Annotated in this window: 16 protein-coding genes and 1 pseudogene; 9 read left to right on the top strand and 8 right to left on the bottom strand. The window is 41.5% G+C overall.

The window, feature by feature from the left end:
• Positions 1-125: 125 nt before the first annotated feature.
• The 8 genes from ACKWB9_RS06680 to ACKWB9_RS06645 all read left to right on the top strand — a co-directional run bounded on the left by ACKWB9_RS06680 (position 126) and on the right by ACKWB9_RS06645 (position 7672).
• Positions 126-1478 carry a Na(+)-translocating NADH-quinone reductase subunit A gene (locus tag ACKWB9_RS06680; protein ID WP_414002233.1) on the top strand — a complete coding sequence of 451 codons (1353 nt, stop codon included), beginning with the start codon at positions 126-128 and terminating at the stop codon, positions 1476-1478.
• 3 nt (positions 1479-1481) lie between these two features.
• Positions 1482-2744 carry an NADH:ubiquinone reductase (Na(+)-transporting) subunit B gene (locus ACKWB9_RS06675; RefSeq protein ID WP_414002232.1) on the top strand — a complete coding sequence of 421 codons (1263 nt, stop codon included), beginning with the start codon at positions 1482-1484 and terminating at the stop codon, positions 2742-2744.
• Between the two features lie 2 nt (positions 2745-2746).
• Positions 2747-3493, top strand: coding sequence for a Na(+)-translocating NADH-quinone reductase subunit C (locus ACKWB9_RS06670; protein WP_414002231.1), 747 nt, complete (start codon positions 2747-2749; stop codon positions 3491-3493).
• A gap of 2 nt (positions 3494-3495) precedes the next feature.
• Positions 3496-4143 (top strand): NADH:ubiquinone reductase (Na(+)-transporting) subunit D, encoded by a 648-nt coding sequence (locus ACKWB9_RS06665; RefSeq protein ID WP_414002230.1) that lies wholly within the window; start codon positions 3496-3498, stop codon positions 4141-4143.
• A gap of 22 nt (positions 4144-4165) precedes the next feature.
• On the top strand, positions 4166-4924 hold the full coding sequence (gene nqrE, locus ACKWB9_RS06660) for an NADH:ubiquinone reductase (Na(+)-transporting) subunit E (RefSeq protein ID WP_414002229.1): 759 nt from the start codon (positions 4166-4168) through the stop codon (positions 4922-4924).
• 2 nt (positions 4925-4926) lie between these two features.
• The gene (gene nqrF / locus ACKWB9_RS06655; protein WP_414002228.1) at positions 4927-6234 is read left to right on the top strand and encodes an NADH:ubiquinone reductase (Na(+)-transporting) subunit F; all 1308 of its coding nucleotides are present in this window, start codon (positions 4927-4929) and stop codon (positions 6232-6234) included.
• A gap of 75 nt (positions 6235-6309) precedes the next feature.
• Positions 6310-6666: a Na(+)-translocating NADH-quinone reductase subunit F gene (locus ACKWB9_RS06650; protein ID WP_414002227.1), complete on the top strand. Its 357-nt coding sequence runs from the start codon at positions 6310-6312 to the stop codon at positions 6664-6666.
• A gap of 1 nt (position 6667) precedes the next feature.
• Complete coding sequence (locus ACKWB9_RS06645) at positions 6668-7672, top strand: FAD:protein FMN transferase (protein ID WP_414002226.1); 1005 nt, start codon at positions 6668-6670, stop codon at positions 7670-7672.
• 49 nt (positions 7673-7721) lie between these two features.
• Here ACKWB9_RS06645 and ACKWB9_RS06640 read toward each other — a convergent pair whose 3' ends face one another.
• The 3 genes from ACKWB9_RS06640 to gpmI are packed head-to-tail and all read right to left on the bottom strand — an operon-like array spanning position 7722 to position 10881.
• Positions 7722-8486 (bottom strand): class I SAM-dependent methyltransferase, encoded by a 765-nt coding sequence (locus tag ACKWB9_RS06640; protein WP_414002225.1) that lies wholly within the window; start codon positions 8484-8486, stop codon positions 7722-7724.
• Positions 8487-8513: 27 nt separating this feature from the next.
• Positions 8514-9332 (bottom strand): type I methionyl aminopeptidase, encoded by an 819-nt coding sequence (gene map / locus ACKWB9_RS06635; protein ID WP_414002224.1) that lies wholly within the window; start codon positions 9330-9332, stop codon positions 8514-8516.
• Between the two features lie 31 nt (positions 9333-9363).
• The gene (gene gpmI, locus ACKWB9_RS06630) at positions 9364-10881 is read right to left on the bottom strand and encodes a 2,3-bisphosphoglycerate-independent phosphoglycerate mutase (RefSeq protein WP_414002223.1); all 1518 of its coding nucleotides are present in this window, start codon (positions 10879-10881) and stop codon (positions 9364-9366) included.
• A gap of 354 nt (positions 10882-11235) precedes the next feature.
• Between gpmI and ACKWB9_RS06625 the strand changes: the two genes are divergently transcribed.
• Positions 11236-11625 carry an ankyrin repeat domain-containing protein gene (locus ACKWB9_RS06625; protein WP_414002222.1) on the top strand — a complete coding sequence of 130 codons (390 nt, stop codon included), beginning with the start codon at positions 11236-11238 and terminating at the stop codon, positions 11623-11625.
• Positions 11626-11730: 105 nt separating this feature from the next.
• On the opposite strand, the gene ACKWB9_RS06620 is transcribed toward ACKWB9_RS06625, so the two are convergent.
• From ACKWB9_RS06620 to ACKWB9_RS06600, 5 genes and pseudogenes are all read right to left on the bottom strand, one after another.
• Complete coding sequence (locus tag ACKWB9_RS06620; RefSeq protein WP_414002221.1) at positions 11731-11898, bottom strand: DUF6747 family protein; 168 nt, start codon at positions 11896-11898, stop codon at positions 11731-11733.
• Between the two features lie 139 nt (positions 11899-12037).
• Positions 12038-12805, bottom strand: coding sequence for a M48 family metalloprotease (locus ACKWB9_RS06615; RefSeq protein ID WP_414002220.1), 768 nt, complete (start codon positions 12803-12805; stop codon positions 12038-12040).
• Positions 12806-12849: 44 nt separating this feature from the next.
• Complete coding sequence (locus tag ACKWB9_RS06610) at positions 12850-13584, bottom strand: M15 family metallopeptidase (protein ID WP_414002219.1); 735 nt, start codon at positions 13582-13584, stop codon at positions 12850-12852.
• Between the two features lie 132 nt (positions 13585-13716).
• Positions 13717-14898, bottom strand: coding sequence for a gliding motility-associated C-terminal domain-containing protein (locus tag ACKWB9_RS06605; RefSeq protein ID WP_414002218.1), 1182 nt, complete (start codon positions 14896-14898; stop codon positions 13717-13719).
• Positions 14899-14902: 4 nt separating this feature from the next.
• Positions 14903-16290 (bottom strand): annotated as a pseudogene (locus ACKWB9_RS06600) (hypothetical protein); the annotation flags it as partial.

The following is a 16290-nucleotide window of genomic DNA, read 5'->3' as shown; positions in this document are numbered from 1 at the left end:
GCAAAAAGGATGCCCAACAAATTCGCATCGATGTAATGCCGAATTTATGAGATAATAATTATGAAAACTTTCCATTTAGTAGTAAATTTGCCCCAAATTTTGTTAACCTAAGGTCTACCATAAATATGTCTAAAGACATTCGAATTAAAAAAGGTCTGAACATCAACCTTGTAGGTGCTGCAGAACTGACCACTTCCAAAGCTGTTTTAAGTAATGTTTACGCTATAAATCTTGAAGACTTTCATGGGATAATACCCAAAATGTTAGTAAAGCAAGGGGCGGAAGTAAAAGCGGGAGAGCCGTTGTTTTACAATAAGAGTATAGAAGACATGTTGTTTGTGTCACCAGTTAGCGGTGAACTTGTTGAAATAGTCCGAGGCGCAAGGAGACGTATTTTAACGTTGAAAATACTGGCGGATAAAACCCAGGAAACGATATCCCATAATGTATTGGATGTGGATAAGGCCTCAAAGGAAACTATAAAGGCCTTTTTGTTAAAAGGAGGGTGTTGGCCATTTGTAAAACAACGTCCCTATGATGTTGTAGCGGATCCCGATACCACCCCAAAATCAATTTTTATTTCGGGTTATGCAACGGCTCCTTTGGCGGCGGATATGGATTATGTATTGCAGGGAAAAGAAGCTGAATTGCAGGCAGCTATAAATGCGCTGTCCAAATTGACTCCGGGCAAGATTCATGTTTCGGTAGGAAAAACGGGAAGTTCACCATTGTCGCAACTTGATGGAATAACATTGCATAAGGTTTCCGGGCCACATCCGGCAGGACTGGTAGGTACGCAGATCAACAAAATAGACCCTATTAGCAAAGGGGAGTTGGTCTGGACGGTTTCCCCACAGGATTTGATAATAATGGGCGAACTGCTCTTGACGGGCAAGTTCAATGCCGATCGCACGATAGCTTTGGCGGGATCTTCCGTAAAAGCACCAAAATATTTTACCACCAAGATAGGAGCGGAAATCTCAACATTTTTATACGCTAGTGGTGTTAATGAAGATAAATTTAGGGTCGTCAATGGAGATGTACTTACAGGAAGCCAAAGTAGTCCGGATGGATACTTGGGTTTTTATAACCATACGGTTACGGCCATTCCAGAAGGGGACGATTATGAACTTTTTGGTTGGAACAAACCTGTTTTCAACAAAGTTTCCGCGACCAGGGCACTCACTTTTTCCTGGCTGCAACCCAAGAAAAAATATGATTTGAATACCAATACCAATGGGGAACATCGGGCATTTGTGGTTACAGGACAGTACGAAGAGGTATTTCCTTTGGATATATATCCCATGCAATTGTTAAAAGCCTGTATGGTGAAGGATTTGGATGAAATGGAACAGTTGGGACTGTACGAAGTTGCTCCAGAGGATTTTTCTTTAACGGAATTTATATGCATTTCTAAACAACCGCACCAGAAAATCATTCGTGAAGGACTGGATTTATTACAAAAAGAAATAGGATAAGACATGAGCATAAAAAGTAAAATGCATGGGCTGAAAATGAAGTATAAAGGCAAAAAAATGGCTCCGGCCTTCAATGCCATCCATACTTTTTTATTCACACCGGATGAGGTTACCCATGGTCGTGGTACCCATGTAAAAGCAGCGGACGATTTAAAACGGACCATGAATACGGTCATCATGGCCTTGGTTCCAGTTTTACTTTTCTCCATGTTCAATGCGGGATATCAGCATTATGCCGCCATCAATGGTTTTCCATCCAGTTTTTCGGTAATGGAACATTTCCTTACCTGGGATAATTTTTGGATAGGAATCGTTAAAGTGCTTCCACTGTTGGCCGTTTCTTATGGCGTTGGGCTTTTGGTAGAGTTTATTTTTGCCGTGATCAAAGGACATGAGGTAGAGGAAGGGTACTTGGTGACAGGAATATTGGTTCCGTTGATCGTACCGGTAGATACCCCTTTATGGATGTTGGCCGTTGCGGTCGTTTTTGGTGTGGTGATCGGGAAAGAGGTGTTCGGGGGAACGGGAATGAATATTTTAAACCCTGCCTTGACCATAAGGGCATTTTTGTTTTTCGCCTATCCCACATGGATGAGCGGTGATAAGGTATGGGTACACGGGGCTGTTGAAAGGGCCGGTGGCCCCGATGCCATTTCCGGAGAGACTATTCTTGGATATTTGGCACAGAATAAAGGTGCTGAAATGGGCTATTCCGTTTCGGATATGTTCTTTGGGTTTATCCCGGGTTCGGTTGGTGAAACATCCGCCTTTTTAATATTGCTAGGAGGTTTGTTTTTGGTCTTTAGTAAAATTGCCAGTTGGAGGATAATGTTAAGTGCCGTGTTGGGTTCTTTGGTCATGGGGCTTATGTTCAATCAAATAGTCGCATTGGGTTGGATCGGGGAAACCAGCAAATTTTACGGATTAATGAGTTTTGATTTTTGGAAACACTTAATTGTTGGTGGTCTGGCCTTTGGAATCGTATATATGGCCACGGATCCCGTGACCGGTTCACAGACCAATCGTGGAAAGTGGATTTACGGCTTCTTTATCGGATTCATTTCCGTGATGATCCGTGTTTTCAATCCGGCGTACCCCGAAGGTGTGTTCTTGGCAATTTTATTGATGAACGTTTTCGCACCTACTATTGATCATTATGTGATCAGGGGCAATGTAAAGAGAAGAATGAAAAGACTACAAAATGCCACTACCTTTCCCAAGGATTCTGAAAATAAAGCGGCAGAACTTAAAGCAGAAACAGTTTAATTATGGCAGTGAATACAGATAAAAATTCCTATACCGTGATATTTGCCGGTGTAATGGTAGTGATCGTAGGGTCGTTACTGGCTTTTTTTGCTTCCGGTCTACGACCTAAGATCAAAGAGAACGAACGTTTTGAAAAGCAGCAGAATATCCTTTATGCCATGGGCGTGAATGAAAATGAGGAGGGCAGTGTCAACTTTATTCCCACGGATAGGGTGGAGCGCGAGTTCTCCAACTATATCAAAGAGCAATTTGTAATCGAAGGAGATAAGATCACACCGGATGACGAAGCCTATTTGATAGATTTGAAAAAACAGCAAAAGGCTTTCAAAAACGGGGAAACACCAAAACTTCCGGTTTTTATCGGGGAGAAGGATGGTAAAAAGTTCTATGTATTGCCATTGTACGGTAAAGGATTATGGGACGCTATTTGGGGCTATGTTTCCTTAGATGATAACATGGTGATCCAGGGGGTTTATTTTGATCATAAAGGGGAGACGCCCGGTCTTGGGGCCAATATTAAGCAACGTTATTTTATGGATGATTTCAATGGGGAGACCATCTTAAATGGGGGGCAATATGCAGGCGTTAAGGTAGCGAAGGGGAATAACGATCCTTTAAATTCCACTAAAGATGACAATGAGGTAGATGCGCTTGCGGGTGCAACGATTACTGGAAATGGAGTTTCCGCCATGATCAAAGAAAGTGTGGATTTGTATAAGGACTATTTAGAAACTGTAAGAGTTAAATAAGTATGGGACTATTGACAAAAAAAGATGCGGGTTTAATTTTAGACCCATTAGCGGACAATAACCCCATTACCATCCAAGTACTGGGTATTTGCTCGGCATTGGCTATTACCGCAGAACTGGAAGCGTCGGTCGTAATGGCCATTTCGGTAATGTTCGTATTAGGGGTGGGTAATGTGGTGATCTCCTTGATGAGAAATATCATTCCGTCCAAAATCAGGATTATTGTACAGTTAATAGTAGTGGCCACTTTGGTTATTATTGTAGACCAGGTGCTAAAGGCCTTTGCTTATGAACTGAGTAAAACATTGGGGGCTTTTGTAGGTTTAATAATCACCAACTGTATTATTATGGGGCGTTTTGAAGCTTTTGCCCTGGCCAATGGCCCTTGGAAGTCTTTCTTGGATGGTATTGGTAACTCTTTGGGATATGGTATTATTCTGATTATTGTCGGTTTCTTTAGAGAGTTGCTAGGTTCCGGTACCTTATTCGGAATCCCTGTTTTGGGAGACCCTATAGCAAAGACAGGACTTTATGCGACAGGTTATGAGAATAATGGTTTTATGATCATTCCACCGGCGGCGTTGATCGTGGTCGGAATTATTATTTGGGTCCAACGATCCAGAAACCCGGCTTTGGTAGAAGAAAACTAACAAGACATTTTAAAAAGAGATTATGTTAGAGCATTTGGAATTATTTTTTAAATCGATTTTTATAGATAACATGGTATTTGCCGTGTTCCTGGGAATGTGTTCTTATTTGGCGGTTTCCAAAAAGGTAGCCACGGCCGTAGGTTTGGGAGCTGCCGTTATTTTTGTATTGGCGGTGACCGTACCGTTAAATTGGTTGTTGGACAAATACCTGTTGCAAGACGGGGCTTTGGTATGGCTAGGGCCTGAATATGCGGATTATAACCTGAGCTTTTTGTCGTTCATTCTTTTCATTGCTACCATTGCTACTATGGTGCAACTGGTAGAGATCGTGGTAGAAAAATTTTCACCGTCATTGTATAATTCATTGGGTATCTTTCTGCCTTTGATTGCGGTAAATTGTGCAATATTGGGAGGTTCCCTGTTTATGCAGACCAGGGAAATAGAAACTTTGGGATTGGCCTTTAATTATGGTGTAAGTTCCGGTATCGGTTGGTTTTTGGCCATATTGGCCATTGCAGCCATCCGCGAAAAGATAAGATACTCCAATGTGCCCGCTCCGTTAAGAGGTTTGGGGATCACTTTTATTATCACCGGATTAATGGGAATAGGTTTCCAAAGTTTTGGCGGTATGTTAACGGGTGGTGACGAGGCACCGGCACCTTTGGAAGAGACTACTGTTCAAAAGACACAAGAAAAGGAAATCCTGCCAAATACCGAGGTAGGGGAAATTAAAAAGGAAATCGATGAAAAAGAGATTTCTTATAATGACGTAAACAAATAAGGATGATTTTAGCTGCAAGTACAGGTGGGACAATATTGATTACCGTAGTCGCCTTTCTAATACTTTTAATGGTATTGGTGGCGTTGCTATTGTTTACTAAGGAAAAACTATCACCTTCCGGACCGGTTACCATTACGATTAATGGTGAGAAAAAGGTAGAAGTAGCTTCGGGAAGCTCTTTGTTGACCACTTTAGGAAATCAGAAGGTGTTTTTGCCTTCGGCCTGTGGTGGTGGTGGCACATGTATCCAATGTGAATGTCATGTACTTTCCGGTGGGGGAGAGGCCCTACCTACGGAAACGCCACATTTCTCTAAAAAAGAATTGAATCACGGTGCTCGTTTGGCCTGTCAGGTTAAGGTAAAACAGGATATGGAAATTACCATTCCCGAAGAAGTTTTTGGTATTAAAAAGTGGCCTGCCAAAGTGGTACGTAACTATAATGTCGCATCCTTTATAAAGGAATTTGTAGTTGAGATACCGGAGGACATGGGATACAAGGCAGGTGGATATATACAAATCGAGATTCCTAAGTGCGAAGTAAAGTTCGCCGATATGGATATTACGGCACACCCCGAAGAGCATGAGACTCCGGATAAATTCCAGGCGGAATGGGACAAATTCAATCTATGGCCTTTGGTCATGAAGAATCCCGAGACGGTAGAAAGAGCCTATTCCATGGCTTCTTTTCCGGCAGAAGGTAGAGAGATTATGTTGAATGTGCGTATTGCCACCCCGCCATGGGATCGTTCCAAAAATGGGTGGATGGATGTTAATCCCGGGGTCGCTTCCTCTTATATTTTTGGATTAAAACCAGGTGATGATGTTACCATTTCGGGGCCATACGGGGAATTCTTTATCAATGAATCCGAATCCGAAATGTTGTATGTTGGCGGAGGTGCCGGTATGGCCCCAATGCGTTCACATTTATACCATTTATTTAAAACATTGAAGACCAATAGAAAAGTAACCTATTGGTACGGGGGGCGCTCCAAACGGGAATTGTTCTATTTGGATCATTTCTACCAATTGGAAAAAGATTTCCCGAACTTCAAATTCTATTTGGCACTTTCTGAGCCCATGGAAGAGGATAACTGGAAGGTCAAAGAGAATATAGATGCACCTGGGGACGGTTTTGTCGGTTTTATCCACAATTGTGTAATAGACAACTACCTAAATCATCATGAAGCGCCGGAGGATATTGAGCTGTATTTCTGTGGGCCACCATTAATGAACAAGGCGGTACAAAAAATGGGAGAGGATTTTGGTATTCCCGATGAGCATATCCGTTTTGATGATTTTGGAGGATAAGTCTCTATTTGTTCATATATAAAATGATTAAACCGATATGTTTGGGCATATCGGTTTTTTAATAAAACAAGTTAGATGCGAGCTTTAACAGCACAGGAACTTCATAATCTGGCCATGAATATCGTAGGGAAACAGTTAGAGGCCGAGGGTTATGAATTCATGGGGGTCAATAGTGAATTGAAAAAAAACCCTCAATTCGTTTGTTTGAAAGAAAAAAAACTTCACTTTATCATGGTACGTACCGTAACCTATCCAGAAGACCCAAAGGTATATGATGAAAAATTAATGGAAAAAATGAAAACGCATGCGTTAAAATTTGAGGCCAAGACCTATTTTGCCGGGGTAGGATTGGCCAATGCGGAAGATGTAAAACTACCTGTTTACCTCAATGAGGCATATGTCGTTGATTATGACGGACTAATTGAAATTTAGCATGAGAAGTATCATAGTTGTCGGATTAATTTTTTTGATGGGGTCTTGTGGATCCAATAATGAACTTATACGAAACCAGTCCACGGGAGAAGCTCTGGGAACCACGTTCACTATTATTTATTTAGCTAATGGGACTTTAAATCTTGACGTTGAAATAGATTCTGTTTTTATGGCCGTAAATAGCTCGCTGTCCACCTACATTCCCAACTCCGATATTTCCAAAATAAATAGGGGAGATAGTACCGTACGGGTAGATAAGATGTTTAAGGAAGTTTTTAAGCTTTCAAAAAAAATCCATGCACAAACAAACGGTTATTTTGATCCCACGGTCGGAACTTTGGTAAATGCCTGGGGCTTTGGGCCGGGGAAACAAATACAAATGGACAGTGTAACGGTGGATAGCCTTTTAAACTATGTTGGTTTTGACAAGGTTTCGTTATCCATGGAAGATAGGGTCGCAAAGAAAAGTCCTAATATCTATTTTGATTTTAACGCTGTTGCCAAAGGATATGCCATAGACCGGATAGCCGTAATGCTCAATGATAAAGGTATTGGAAACTATCTTGTAGAGGTAGGAGGGGAATTGGTAGCGAAAGGAAAAAATCTGATAAAAAATAAACCTTGGATGGTGGGTATAGACGATCCGGAAGCAGGGGAAGAAAGATCCTTAAAAGTACTGATCAATCTTGAGGACAGGGCATTGGCTTCCTCCGGAAACTATAGGAAATTTAGGATAGATCAAAGTACGGGTAAAAAATACGTTCATACCATAAATCCAAAGACCGGATATACAAAGGACTCCTATACGTTAGGAGTTACCATTTTGGCCGATGATTGCGCAACGGCCGATGCCTTTGCTACGGCCTTTATGGCTATGGATCTGGACAAGGCGTTCAAGGTCATATCAATGCGTCCCGATTTGGAAGCCTATATCGTTTATTTGGACGAAAAAGGAAAAACACAGGAGTTCCTGACCAAAGGGTTTGCTAAATTGGTCGTTGATTAAACCGTTCTATTTTTTCTGCCAATTAAATCCATACCAATATTTCAAGAGATTATTTTTTTGCCAAGGGTATAATCTCTCCCTTTGCCAATCTGTATCTATCAATTTCCTGAGTAGAAAGTTGGGTCGTATAATCGATTTCCGATACCGAAAAACCAACACTTCTCAATTGGTCGAAATAATCACGACCGTAGATCCGTACATGGTCATATTGACCAAATATTTTTGCCCTTTCCCATTTGTCCGTGATGGAATCATCTTCATAGGTTTTTTCACGATTCAAATCCTGAGGTATTTGAAATATGCCCCACCCCCCTTTTTTTAATATACGGTATAGCTCTTGTATTGCTTTGACATCATCGGGAATATGTTCCAATACATGATTGCAAAGAATAACATCAAAGGAATTGTCCATAAAGGGAAGGTTGCAAATATCGGCTTTAACATCGGCCAATGGCGAATTCAGGTCTGTAGTTACATATTCTAGATTCGGGAGTTTTTTAAACCTTTTGTAAAAAGCTTGCTCCGGGGCAAAATGCAATACTTTGAGCGGTGCCGTAAACAAATTTGTTTCTGCTTTTAGGTACAACCATAAAAGTCTATGACGTTCCAAAGATAGGGTAGAGGGCGAGAGCACATTTTCTCTGGGGCTTTCATAACCATAGGGCAGAAAGCTTCTAAACTTTTTACCATCTATGGGATCCGTATAGGTATCGCCCTTGTAATATAATGTCAATAAAGGACGAACTAAATAACTCAGTTTTATGAGCAATGGCCTAGGTAGAAGATTCAAGAAAAATTTAAAGAACCGTTTCATTTTATTTGGATGAAGGTGCTGACAAATCTAATCTTGAAGTTTTTTACCTCTAAATTCCTCCTCCTCATCACTTTGTATGCCCAAAGCATCATAAATGTATTTAAACGTGGACAGTAATTCCGGTTTGCCGTTCACAATGGCCACATCATGTTCAAAATGGGCACTGGGTTTGCCGTCTGCCGTAAGAATGGTCCACCCATCTTTTAGCTGTTTAATGTTTTTGGTACCCATATTGATCATGGGTTCTATGGCGACCGTCATACCTTCCACAAACTTCTTTCCTCTACCCCGCTTTCCATAATTGGGCATTTCCGGACTTTCATGCAGTTTTTTTCCCAATCCATGGCCTACCAGCTCACGGACTACGCCGTAACCATGACTTTCACAGTAATTTTGTATGGCATATCCAACATCCCCGACCCTATTTCCCGTTCTAAATTCACGTATGCCCATATACAGGGATTCTTTGGTGACCTTTAGTAGTTTTTTAATTTCTTCATTTACCTCTCCAACTTCAAAAGTATAGGCATGATCTCCGTAGTAACCATTTTTTATCGAACCGCAGTCAACGGAAATAATATCGCCATCTTTTAAGGGGTCCGAGTTTGGGATTCCATGGACCACCTGTGCGTTGGGACTCATGTTAAGGGTGTTTGGAAAACCATACATTCCTAAAAAACCAGGTTCCGCACCATGGTCCCTAATGAACTCTTCGGCCAATTTGTCCAAATACAGCGCATGTACGCCCGGTTTGATTTCCGCTGCCAACATCCCCAATGTTTTTGAAACGATCAAAGCGCTTTCGCGCATGAGTTCTATTTCTTCCGATGATTTTATTTTTACCATGATGCAAAGGTAATTTAATTTGAAGGCCCTATTAAATCAAGGATTTTTGGGTCATTAATTCCGGTTGCGGAACACCAATGAGCTTTAAGATGGTGGGAGCTATATCACCCAATACACCGTCATTTATTTGATTTAGTTCAGAATCTACCAATATTAATGGAACGGGGTTCGTAGTGTGGGCCGTATTTGGGCTTCCGTCAGGATTTACCATCGTTTCGCAGTTGCCATGGTCGGCAATGACCAAAGTTGTGTATCCGCTTTTTAATCCGGCGGTAATAACATCGTTTGCACACGTATCAACAGTTTCACAGGCTTTAATGGCTGCGTTCATGTCACCCGTATGGCCCACCATATCCGGGTTGGCAAAATTTAGACATACAAAATCGGTCGTTCCTTTTTCAAGTTCGGGGATAATCGCATCACGAATTTCATAGGCACTCATTTCCGGTTTTAGATCGTATGTGGCCACCTTTGGAGAAGGACACAAAATACGCTCCTCCCCATCAAAAGGAATTTCCCTGCCACCATTAAAAAAGAAAGTGACATGCGGGTATTTTTCGGTTTCGGCGATACGAATTTGCTTTTTACTGGCATTTGCCAATGTTTCTCCCAATGTATCCTTAATGTTCGCCTTATCATAAATTACTTTTATTCCTTTAAATGAATCATCATAATTGGTAAGGGTCACATAATACAGGTCCAGTTTTTTCGTGTTCTGCTCCGGAAAATCCTGTTGGTTTAACATTTGTGTCAATTCTCTACCCCTATCCGTTCTAAAATTAAAAAAGACGACTACATCCCCTTCTTGAATTTTTGTTAACGGCTCGTCACTATCATTGGTCATGACCAGAGGTTTTATAAATTCATCGGTCACGCCATCGTCATAACTTTGTTGTAGACTTTGGGCAATGTCCGTGGATTTCTCCCCAACGGAATTAACTACAAGGTCGTAGGCTAATTTGACCCGTTCCCATCGTTTGTCCCGATCCATGGCATAATATCTGCCGATTACAGAAGCAAGTCTTGCTTTTTTATCTTTTAAAAATAGATTCAGGTCCCCTAACAGGCCTTTTCCACTTTTGGGATCAACGTCCCGTCCATCGGTGAAGGCATGAATAAAAACATTTTCCAGATGATATGCCTCACTGGCTTTTACCAATCCCTTTATGTGATCGATATGGCTATGGACTCCACCATCACTTACCAAGCCCAGGAAATGCACTGGCTTATTATTATTTTTCGCATAGGAGAAAGCATTTTTTAATACTGTTTCATCCTTTATAGCGTTATTTTCAACGGCAAGATTTATTTTTGCCAAATCTTGATAGACAATCCTGCCCGCACCTAAATTCATATGACCAACTTCACTGTTGCCCATTTGACCTTTGGGAAGCCCAACGTTCATGCCATCGGTCAACAGATCGGCATGGGCATATTTTTTATACAGACCATCTATAAATGGAGTTTTGGCCTTATCTACGGCAGATACTTTAGGGTCGGTAGATTTGCCCCAACCATCCAAGATCATCAAGATTACTTTTTTATTCATTTTTCCAGTGAAATTTAAGGTTCAAAAATAAGATGTTCTATCAAGTTTAACTATTGAACTCATTTAAACTTTTTGGGATGTAACGAAAATTAGTGGTTTTGTGTACGGTTGCCGGTATTTTTGAGTTGCACCTGCCTACCGGTAGGCAGGAAGCAGGATTACGGAAGGGGAAGAGTTGGTTATATCTATTGGGATCTTATGTAGCGATTAAAGGATTTTGATTTTTTTTAGCGTTGAATGCGGTGGAAATTTGTTAAAATTTAGTTATTTAAGTGTTAATAGTGAAACAAAACGGAATAAATGGAGTCTATATTTATATAATCAAAACTTATTCATCAATTAAATGCATTCATCATGAAAAAAACAATCCTAACCTTGTCCTTGGCAGTAATGTTCTTGGGTAACGGCCTCATGGCCAATGAAACGATCTTAAATCCTGATTTTATCGTAAAAAACACAACTTCCGTTGAACTTAGCTCATTTTGCAAAGCAGTTATGCAAGGTGATGTCGATATGGTAAAACGTATGATAGAACTGGGTGAGGACGTAAACAAAAAATCCTTGGGTATGACCCCGGCCATGTTCGCCGCCCGTTATAATAAGGCGGAAGTATTGAAGGTTCTTATCGATAATGGAGCCAACCTGAAAATTAAAAGCAATCAGGGTTTTTCAGTTAAAAAATATGCAGAATTATCCAATGCTACCGATGCTCTTGCCGTGCTGGAAGTTGCGCTAGGTAGTTAAACGACCATCATCAATCAAGAAACAAAACCCGCTATCTTTCTGATAGCGGGTTTTTCAATTTTGAGAATTCAACTCTTATAGTGTTCAGGTAAAAGAGTAGCTACGTTAAAATTCAAAACCGCTTAATGCCCTATACATAAAGGCGTATACCGCCATAACTAACATCAGTGCACAAAAAACGGAATATACTTTTAAAAGCACGACCAGAATTTCTGGCTTACAGTTGTCAAACGCTTCTGAATAAAGCGTTCTAAAGTGTGATAGTGTTCCCATTATAGTTTTGCTTAAAAGATTTAATCTCAAAGCTATAAGGGTCAAATTTAATGTGGTAATACTAATTTGGGATATTCAAATATACGAAAATGCAAAGGTGATGTCCGGGCTTTTAACGTTCATTGGCAGAAATTAACGTTCAACTTTTGTTTTCGTATTTTTTAATGGCCTCTTTTATTTTTTCTATGCGGTTTTCGGGATCTGGATGGGTGCTTTGGAATTCGGGTACACGGTTGGGACCTGCTGCGGCCTTTAGGATTTCCATCACCTTGATCATCTCATAGGGGTCATAATTTGCGCGGATCATAAACTCCACGCCCAATTCATCACTTTCCAGTTCGTCTCCACGTCCATTCTTAAGTAATGTGTTTTGACCTATGCTGCCTACTATATTTCCCATGTCGGCACCTACAGTGGCTCCCATGGTCAGGGTCTGCCAAAAACTGCTTTCTGCTATACGCTCGGCGGAATGTCTCCCGATAACATGGCCAATCTCATGGCCGAGAACCCCTGCTAATTGAGATTCGTTCAATTTTGAAAATAGGGCATAGGTAATAAAACATTGGCCTCCCGGCAAGGCAAAAGCATTTATGGTACGGTCATCCGCTAAAAGGTGAAAATCAAATTTATAAGGAGTTTCCCTGGCGTAGCCGGAATTTACCAGCTTGTTTCCCACGGCATCCACATAAGCCTGGAGCCGTTCATCTGGATAAAGCCCTCCATGCTGTTGGGTCATTTCAGGAACACTTTGCAGACCAATGGCAATTTCCTGCTCGGCGGACATGTTGATATGCTGTGTCCTTCCGGTATATGGATTTTCTTCTTTGTTGTTACATTTTTGGATAAAGGCAAATATTATTATTGCCAAACCTATGAATATTCGGATTTTCCAACTCCCTCTTCTCATGGTATATGTTCGTGTTCCTTAATTACCGTAATATACGAAAACGGTTAAAGAAGCACTTTGTTAATTCCAAGAATATTGTCTTGAATATAGGTTTTTAAAAAGCCTATGGTAAAATGTTCCGCACCTATAAATTCTTCGCGCTGCAGCAATTGAACAATGTTCTTTCCTCTAAAAGTCTCGAGCATTGGTCTTGAAATTGGGGCATAACTGTAATGCCAGGGCTCGTATTTAAATCCCCTGCGTTTTGCATCATCGGTATAAACCAAATGATAATCATAGGTTTTGGAATTTTCGCCCATCCATTGTTTTAAATCCTCAAAAGGGCCGCCCGCTCCAAATTTTTCAGTGACCAATACATCGCCTTGGGTCTTTCTATGGCCATCTATAATATCGATATCCGTACCCCAATGATGCCTGCTCGTACCCGGAATGGTAGAATATTCTATAATCTTGTCTATAGCGGCCAATGCTTCCATCCCATCCTCTTCGGTATATTTTAGGAACTTCCTTTCAAATATAGCTTCTTGCCTTAGAAAATTTCGATAGCTGGATACGATCTTAATGTCAATACCGTCATTATAGGCCGCTCTTTTCATTTCTAAAAAAGCATCATGCGCTTCTTTTCTAAGATTGATATCTTTTCCATACAGATCGATGTCCGTTTTGCCCATTAGTTCCATAACGGAATATTCAACTTCTTGTCCAATAAGTTCCATAGGTATGGCCGCAAGAACAATTCCTGTAGCTCCACTTTTTTTGATGAAAGTTCTTCTTCGCATAATATTTAGCCCATATAGTAAAAAGAGATATAACGGATACGCTGAACTATACTCTTTTATCGTACTAAAATTAAGCAAATATTTCTGGCCTATCGGTATCGGGAACAATTATATCATATGCCAACGGCACCATCAATTCTCTTGATAGGTGGTAAGATATAGGTAACCTTGGTGTTTTTGTTTAAGATCATTTAAGGTTATGATATAAAAATATACTCCAGATGCCAGTCCGGTATTCCTAGAGACTGCACCGGTAACATTGGAAATACCGTTAAAATTGTTATCGTAATTTTGTTTGGAATACACCATTACCCCGTATCTATTGAATATCTGGAGCGAATTGTTCGGGGAATTTTCGAGCCCCTTTATGACGAGAACATCATTAATACCGTCTCCATTGGGCGTCATATAATAATTACCCAACTCAATATTATCCAAAGTCTCGAGTATATCGCTATTGCCCCCAAGGGTCAATATAGCATAGTCGCTAGGGATAAATTCTTCCGAGGTTACGGTACCCTTATCTAAATTTCCTTCAACATTGGTATTCCCTAAACTCACCCATTTTCTTTCAGAAACGCTCCAACCGACTACTTTTAAATCTGTGACAAATTCCGCCAAAAGGCTTGCATAACTCAATTCATCCCAAGAAAGTGTGACTGTAGAAGGTTTTTCGCTTTCCAAATGCCAAAATTCGTAGTTGCTCACAGAAAGAAGGTCCGTTGCAGTTTTGTCCGTATTGAACGATATGCCAAAAATACTGGGGGTATTTGGATCCTCATAGAAATAGGCACACTTGGCATAATCATTATTTTCATTGGAATTGATCTTTAAGGGTCTCCATCTATTTTCCTGACCAATTGGAAATGTAAACTCCCCTTTGTTGCTTACTGATGCATAACCATCTACCAGAGTTTCATTGCCCTCTCCAATATAAAAGGATTCATTTAGGAAATTGATGTTTATTTGGGATGCGACCCTTGCAGTAATAATATTACCGGATATGAAACTGGTATTGTTCAAAACACCAATGGTATTATCTACATATAAATTATGATCTACCGCTATTTCTGTATCATAAAATACCGGATTGGAACTTCCTGAAACCGTTAAAGCCTTGTCTTCACTATAAAAACCTACCAAACCTTTATTTTGATCGAAGGCACCGTTATTTATAATATCCATATGAAACCCTACCAGACCGGTGTCGTGTATTTGGATATTTCCAAAATTATGAACGGCATCCTGCCCCCAGACCAAAATAGGGAATAGAAACAAGCTGGTTATATTCGTTATTTTCGGTAAAATTCTCATAATCTTATCTATATGCTTCGAATATTACAACAATTCCATCAGCAAAATTATCCGTATTCAAGGTAAATCCATTGGTGTTAAAACTGGTTACCGTGGCCGTGGTAAGTCCTAATTTGTCACCGTTCTGGTTGGAATACCGAAGCCCTATGGAATGTGAACTTGAAGCATATCGTGATATGTCATTAATTGAATTTCCACTCCCTCCATTATAAATGACCTGTTCTGTAACCGTGCCACTATCATCTCTGGCAAAACCTTTCATGCTTCCATAAGCATTTGCTATGCCCCTATCATTGTTTCTTGTGCCATTGTCCCTATCTATATTAAAGTCTTCAATATTGGCATAAGCCGTAAACGTAATGGATGAGGGTTTAAAAGGTATACCTGTAATGGTAACATTTCCGGCAGCCGTTATTCGGAAGGTACCGACGTAAACTCTTGGTAAATTATCCACATAAGCCTTGGTTGCGGCATCTTGATCATTCGTGGGAGTTCCCACATTGATAATTTTGTTATTGCCGGCGCTATTTCCTTCAGATAACACCTCTGATAGATTTTGATTATCCGAAGCTGGATCACCTGGGTCACCTTTTTCTCCTTTCTGTCCCGGTTCCCCCTTCTGTCCGGGTATTCCCTGTGGTCCTTCTTTACCTTGCGGCCCCTCGTTGCCCTGTAGTCCCTGTGCTCCGGGGTCTCCCTTTTCTCCTTTCTGTCCAGGTATTCCCTTCTGTCCGGGTTCCCCTTGTGGTCCTTCTTTACCTTGCGGTCCCTCGTTGCCCTGTGGCCCCTGTGCTCCGGGATCTCCCTTTTCTCCTTTCTGTCCCGGTTCCCCCTTCTGTCCGGGTATTCCCTGCGGTCCTTCTTTACCTTGCGGTCCCTCGTTGCCCTGTGGCCCCTGTGCTCCGGGGTCTCCCTTTTCTCCTTTCTGTCCCGGTTCCCCCTTCTGTCCGGGTATTCCCTGCGGTCCTTCTTTACCTTGCGGTCCCTCTTTGCCCTGTGGCCCCTGTGCTCCGGGGTCTCCCTTTTCTCCTTTCTGTCCCGGTTCCCCCTTCTGTCCGGGTATTCCCTGCGGTCCTTCTTTCCCTTGCGGCCCCTCGTTGCCCTGTGGCCCCTGTGCTCCGGGGTCTCCCTTTTCTCCTTTCTGTCCCGGTTCCCCCTTCTGTCCGGGTATTCCCTGCGGTCCTTCTTTACCTTGCGGCCCCTCGTTGCCCTGTGGCCCCTGTGCTCCGGGGTCTCCCTTTTCTCCTTTCTGTCCAGGTATTCCCTTCTGTCCGGGTTCCCCTTGTGGTCCTTCTTTACCTTGCGGTCCCTCGTTGCCCTGTGGTCCCTGTGCTCCGGGGTCTCCCTTTTCTCCCTTCTGTCCGGGTTCCCCTTGTGGTCCTTCTTTACCTT

Source organism: Maribacter spongiae (genome assembly GCF_047345125.1).
GTDB lineage: Bacteria > Bacteroidota > Bacteroidia > Flavobacteriales > Flavobacteriaceae > Maribacter.
The sequence above is the reverse complement of the archived record's forward strand: the minus strand, read 5'-3'. Positions and strand labels throughout refer to the sequence as shown.

Excerpts from the sequence above, each read along its gene's own strand:
- ACKWB9_RS06680 (WP_414002233.1), top strand. The coding sequence starts at position 126 with ATGTCTAAAGACATTCGAATTAAAAAAGGTCTGAACATCAACCTTGTA.
- ACKWB9_RS06675 (WP_414002232.1), top strand. The coding sequence starts at position 1,482 with ATGAGCATAAAAAGTAAAATGCATGGGCTGAAAATGAAGTATAAAGGC.
- ACKWB9_RS06670 (WP_414002231.1), top strand. The coding sequence starts at position 2,747 with ATGGCAGTGAATACAGATAAAAATTCCTATACCGTGATATTTGCCGGT.
- ACKWB9_RS06665 (WP_414002230.1), top strand. The coding sequence starts at position 3,496 with ATGGGACTATTGACAAAAAAAGATGCGGGTTTAATTTTAGACCCATTA.
- nqrE (WP_414002229.1), top strand. The coding sequence starts at position 4,166 with ATGTTAGAGCATTTGGAATTATTTTTTAAATCGATTTTTATAGATAAC.
- nqrF (WP_414002228.1), top strand. The coding sequence starts at position 4,927 with ATGATTTTAGCTGCAAGTACAGGTGGGACAATATTGATTACCGTAGTC.
- ACKWB9_RS06650 (WP_414002227.1), top strand. The coding sequence starts at position 6,310 with ATGCGAGCTTTAACAGCACAGGAACTTCATAATCTGGCCATGAATATC.
- ACKWB9_RS06645 (WP_414002226.1), top strand. The coding sequence starts at position 6,668 with ATGAGAAGTATCATAGTTGTCGGATTAATTTTTTTGATGGGGTCTTGT.
- ACKWB9_RS06640 (WP_414002225.1), bottom strand. The coding sequence starts at position 8,486 with ATGAAACGGTTCTTTAAATTTTTCTTGAATCTTCTACCTAGGCCATTG.
- map (WP_414002224.1), bottom strand. The coding sequence starts at position 9,332 with ATGGTAAAAATAAAATCATCGGAAGAAATAGAACTCATGCGCGAAAGC.
- gpmI (WP_414002223.1), bottom strand. The coding sequence starts at position 10,881 with ATGAATAAAAAAGTAATCTTGATGATCTTGGATGGTTGGGGCAAATCT.
- ACKWB9_RS06625 (WP_414002222.1), top strand. The coding sequence starts at position 11,236 with ATGAAAAAAACAATCCTAACCTTGTCCTTGGCAGTAATGTTCTTGGGT.
- ACKWB9_RS06620 (WP_414002221.1), bottom strand. The coding sequence starts at position 11,898 with ATGGGAACACTATCACACTTTAGAACGCTTTATTCAGAAGCGTTTGAC.
- ACKWB9_RS06615 (WP_414002220.1), bottom strand. The coding sequence starts at position 12,805 with ATGAGAAGAGGGAGTTGGAAAATCCGAATATTCATAGGTTTGGCAATA.
- ACKWB9_RS06610 (WP_414002219.1), bottom strand. The coding sequence starts at position 13,584 with ATGCGAAGAAGAACTTTCATCAAAAAAAGTGGAGCTACAGGAATTGTT.
- ACKWB9_RS06605 (WP_414002218.1), bottom strand. The coding sequence starts at position 14,898 with ATGAGAATTTTACCGAAAATAACGAATATAACCAGCTTGTTTCTATTC.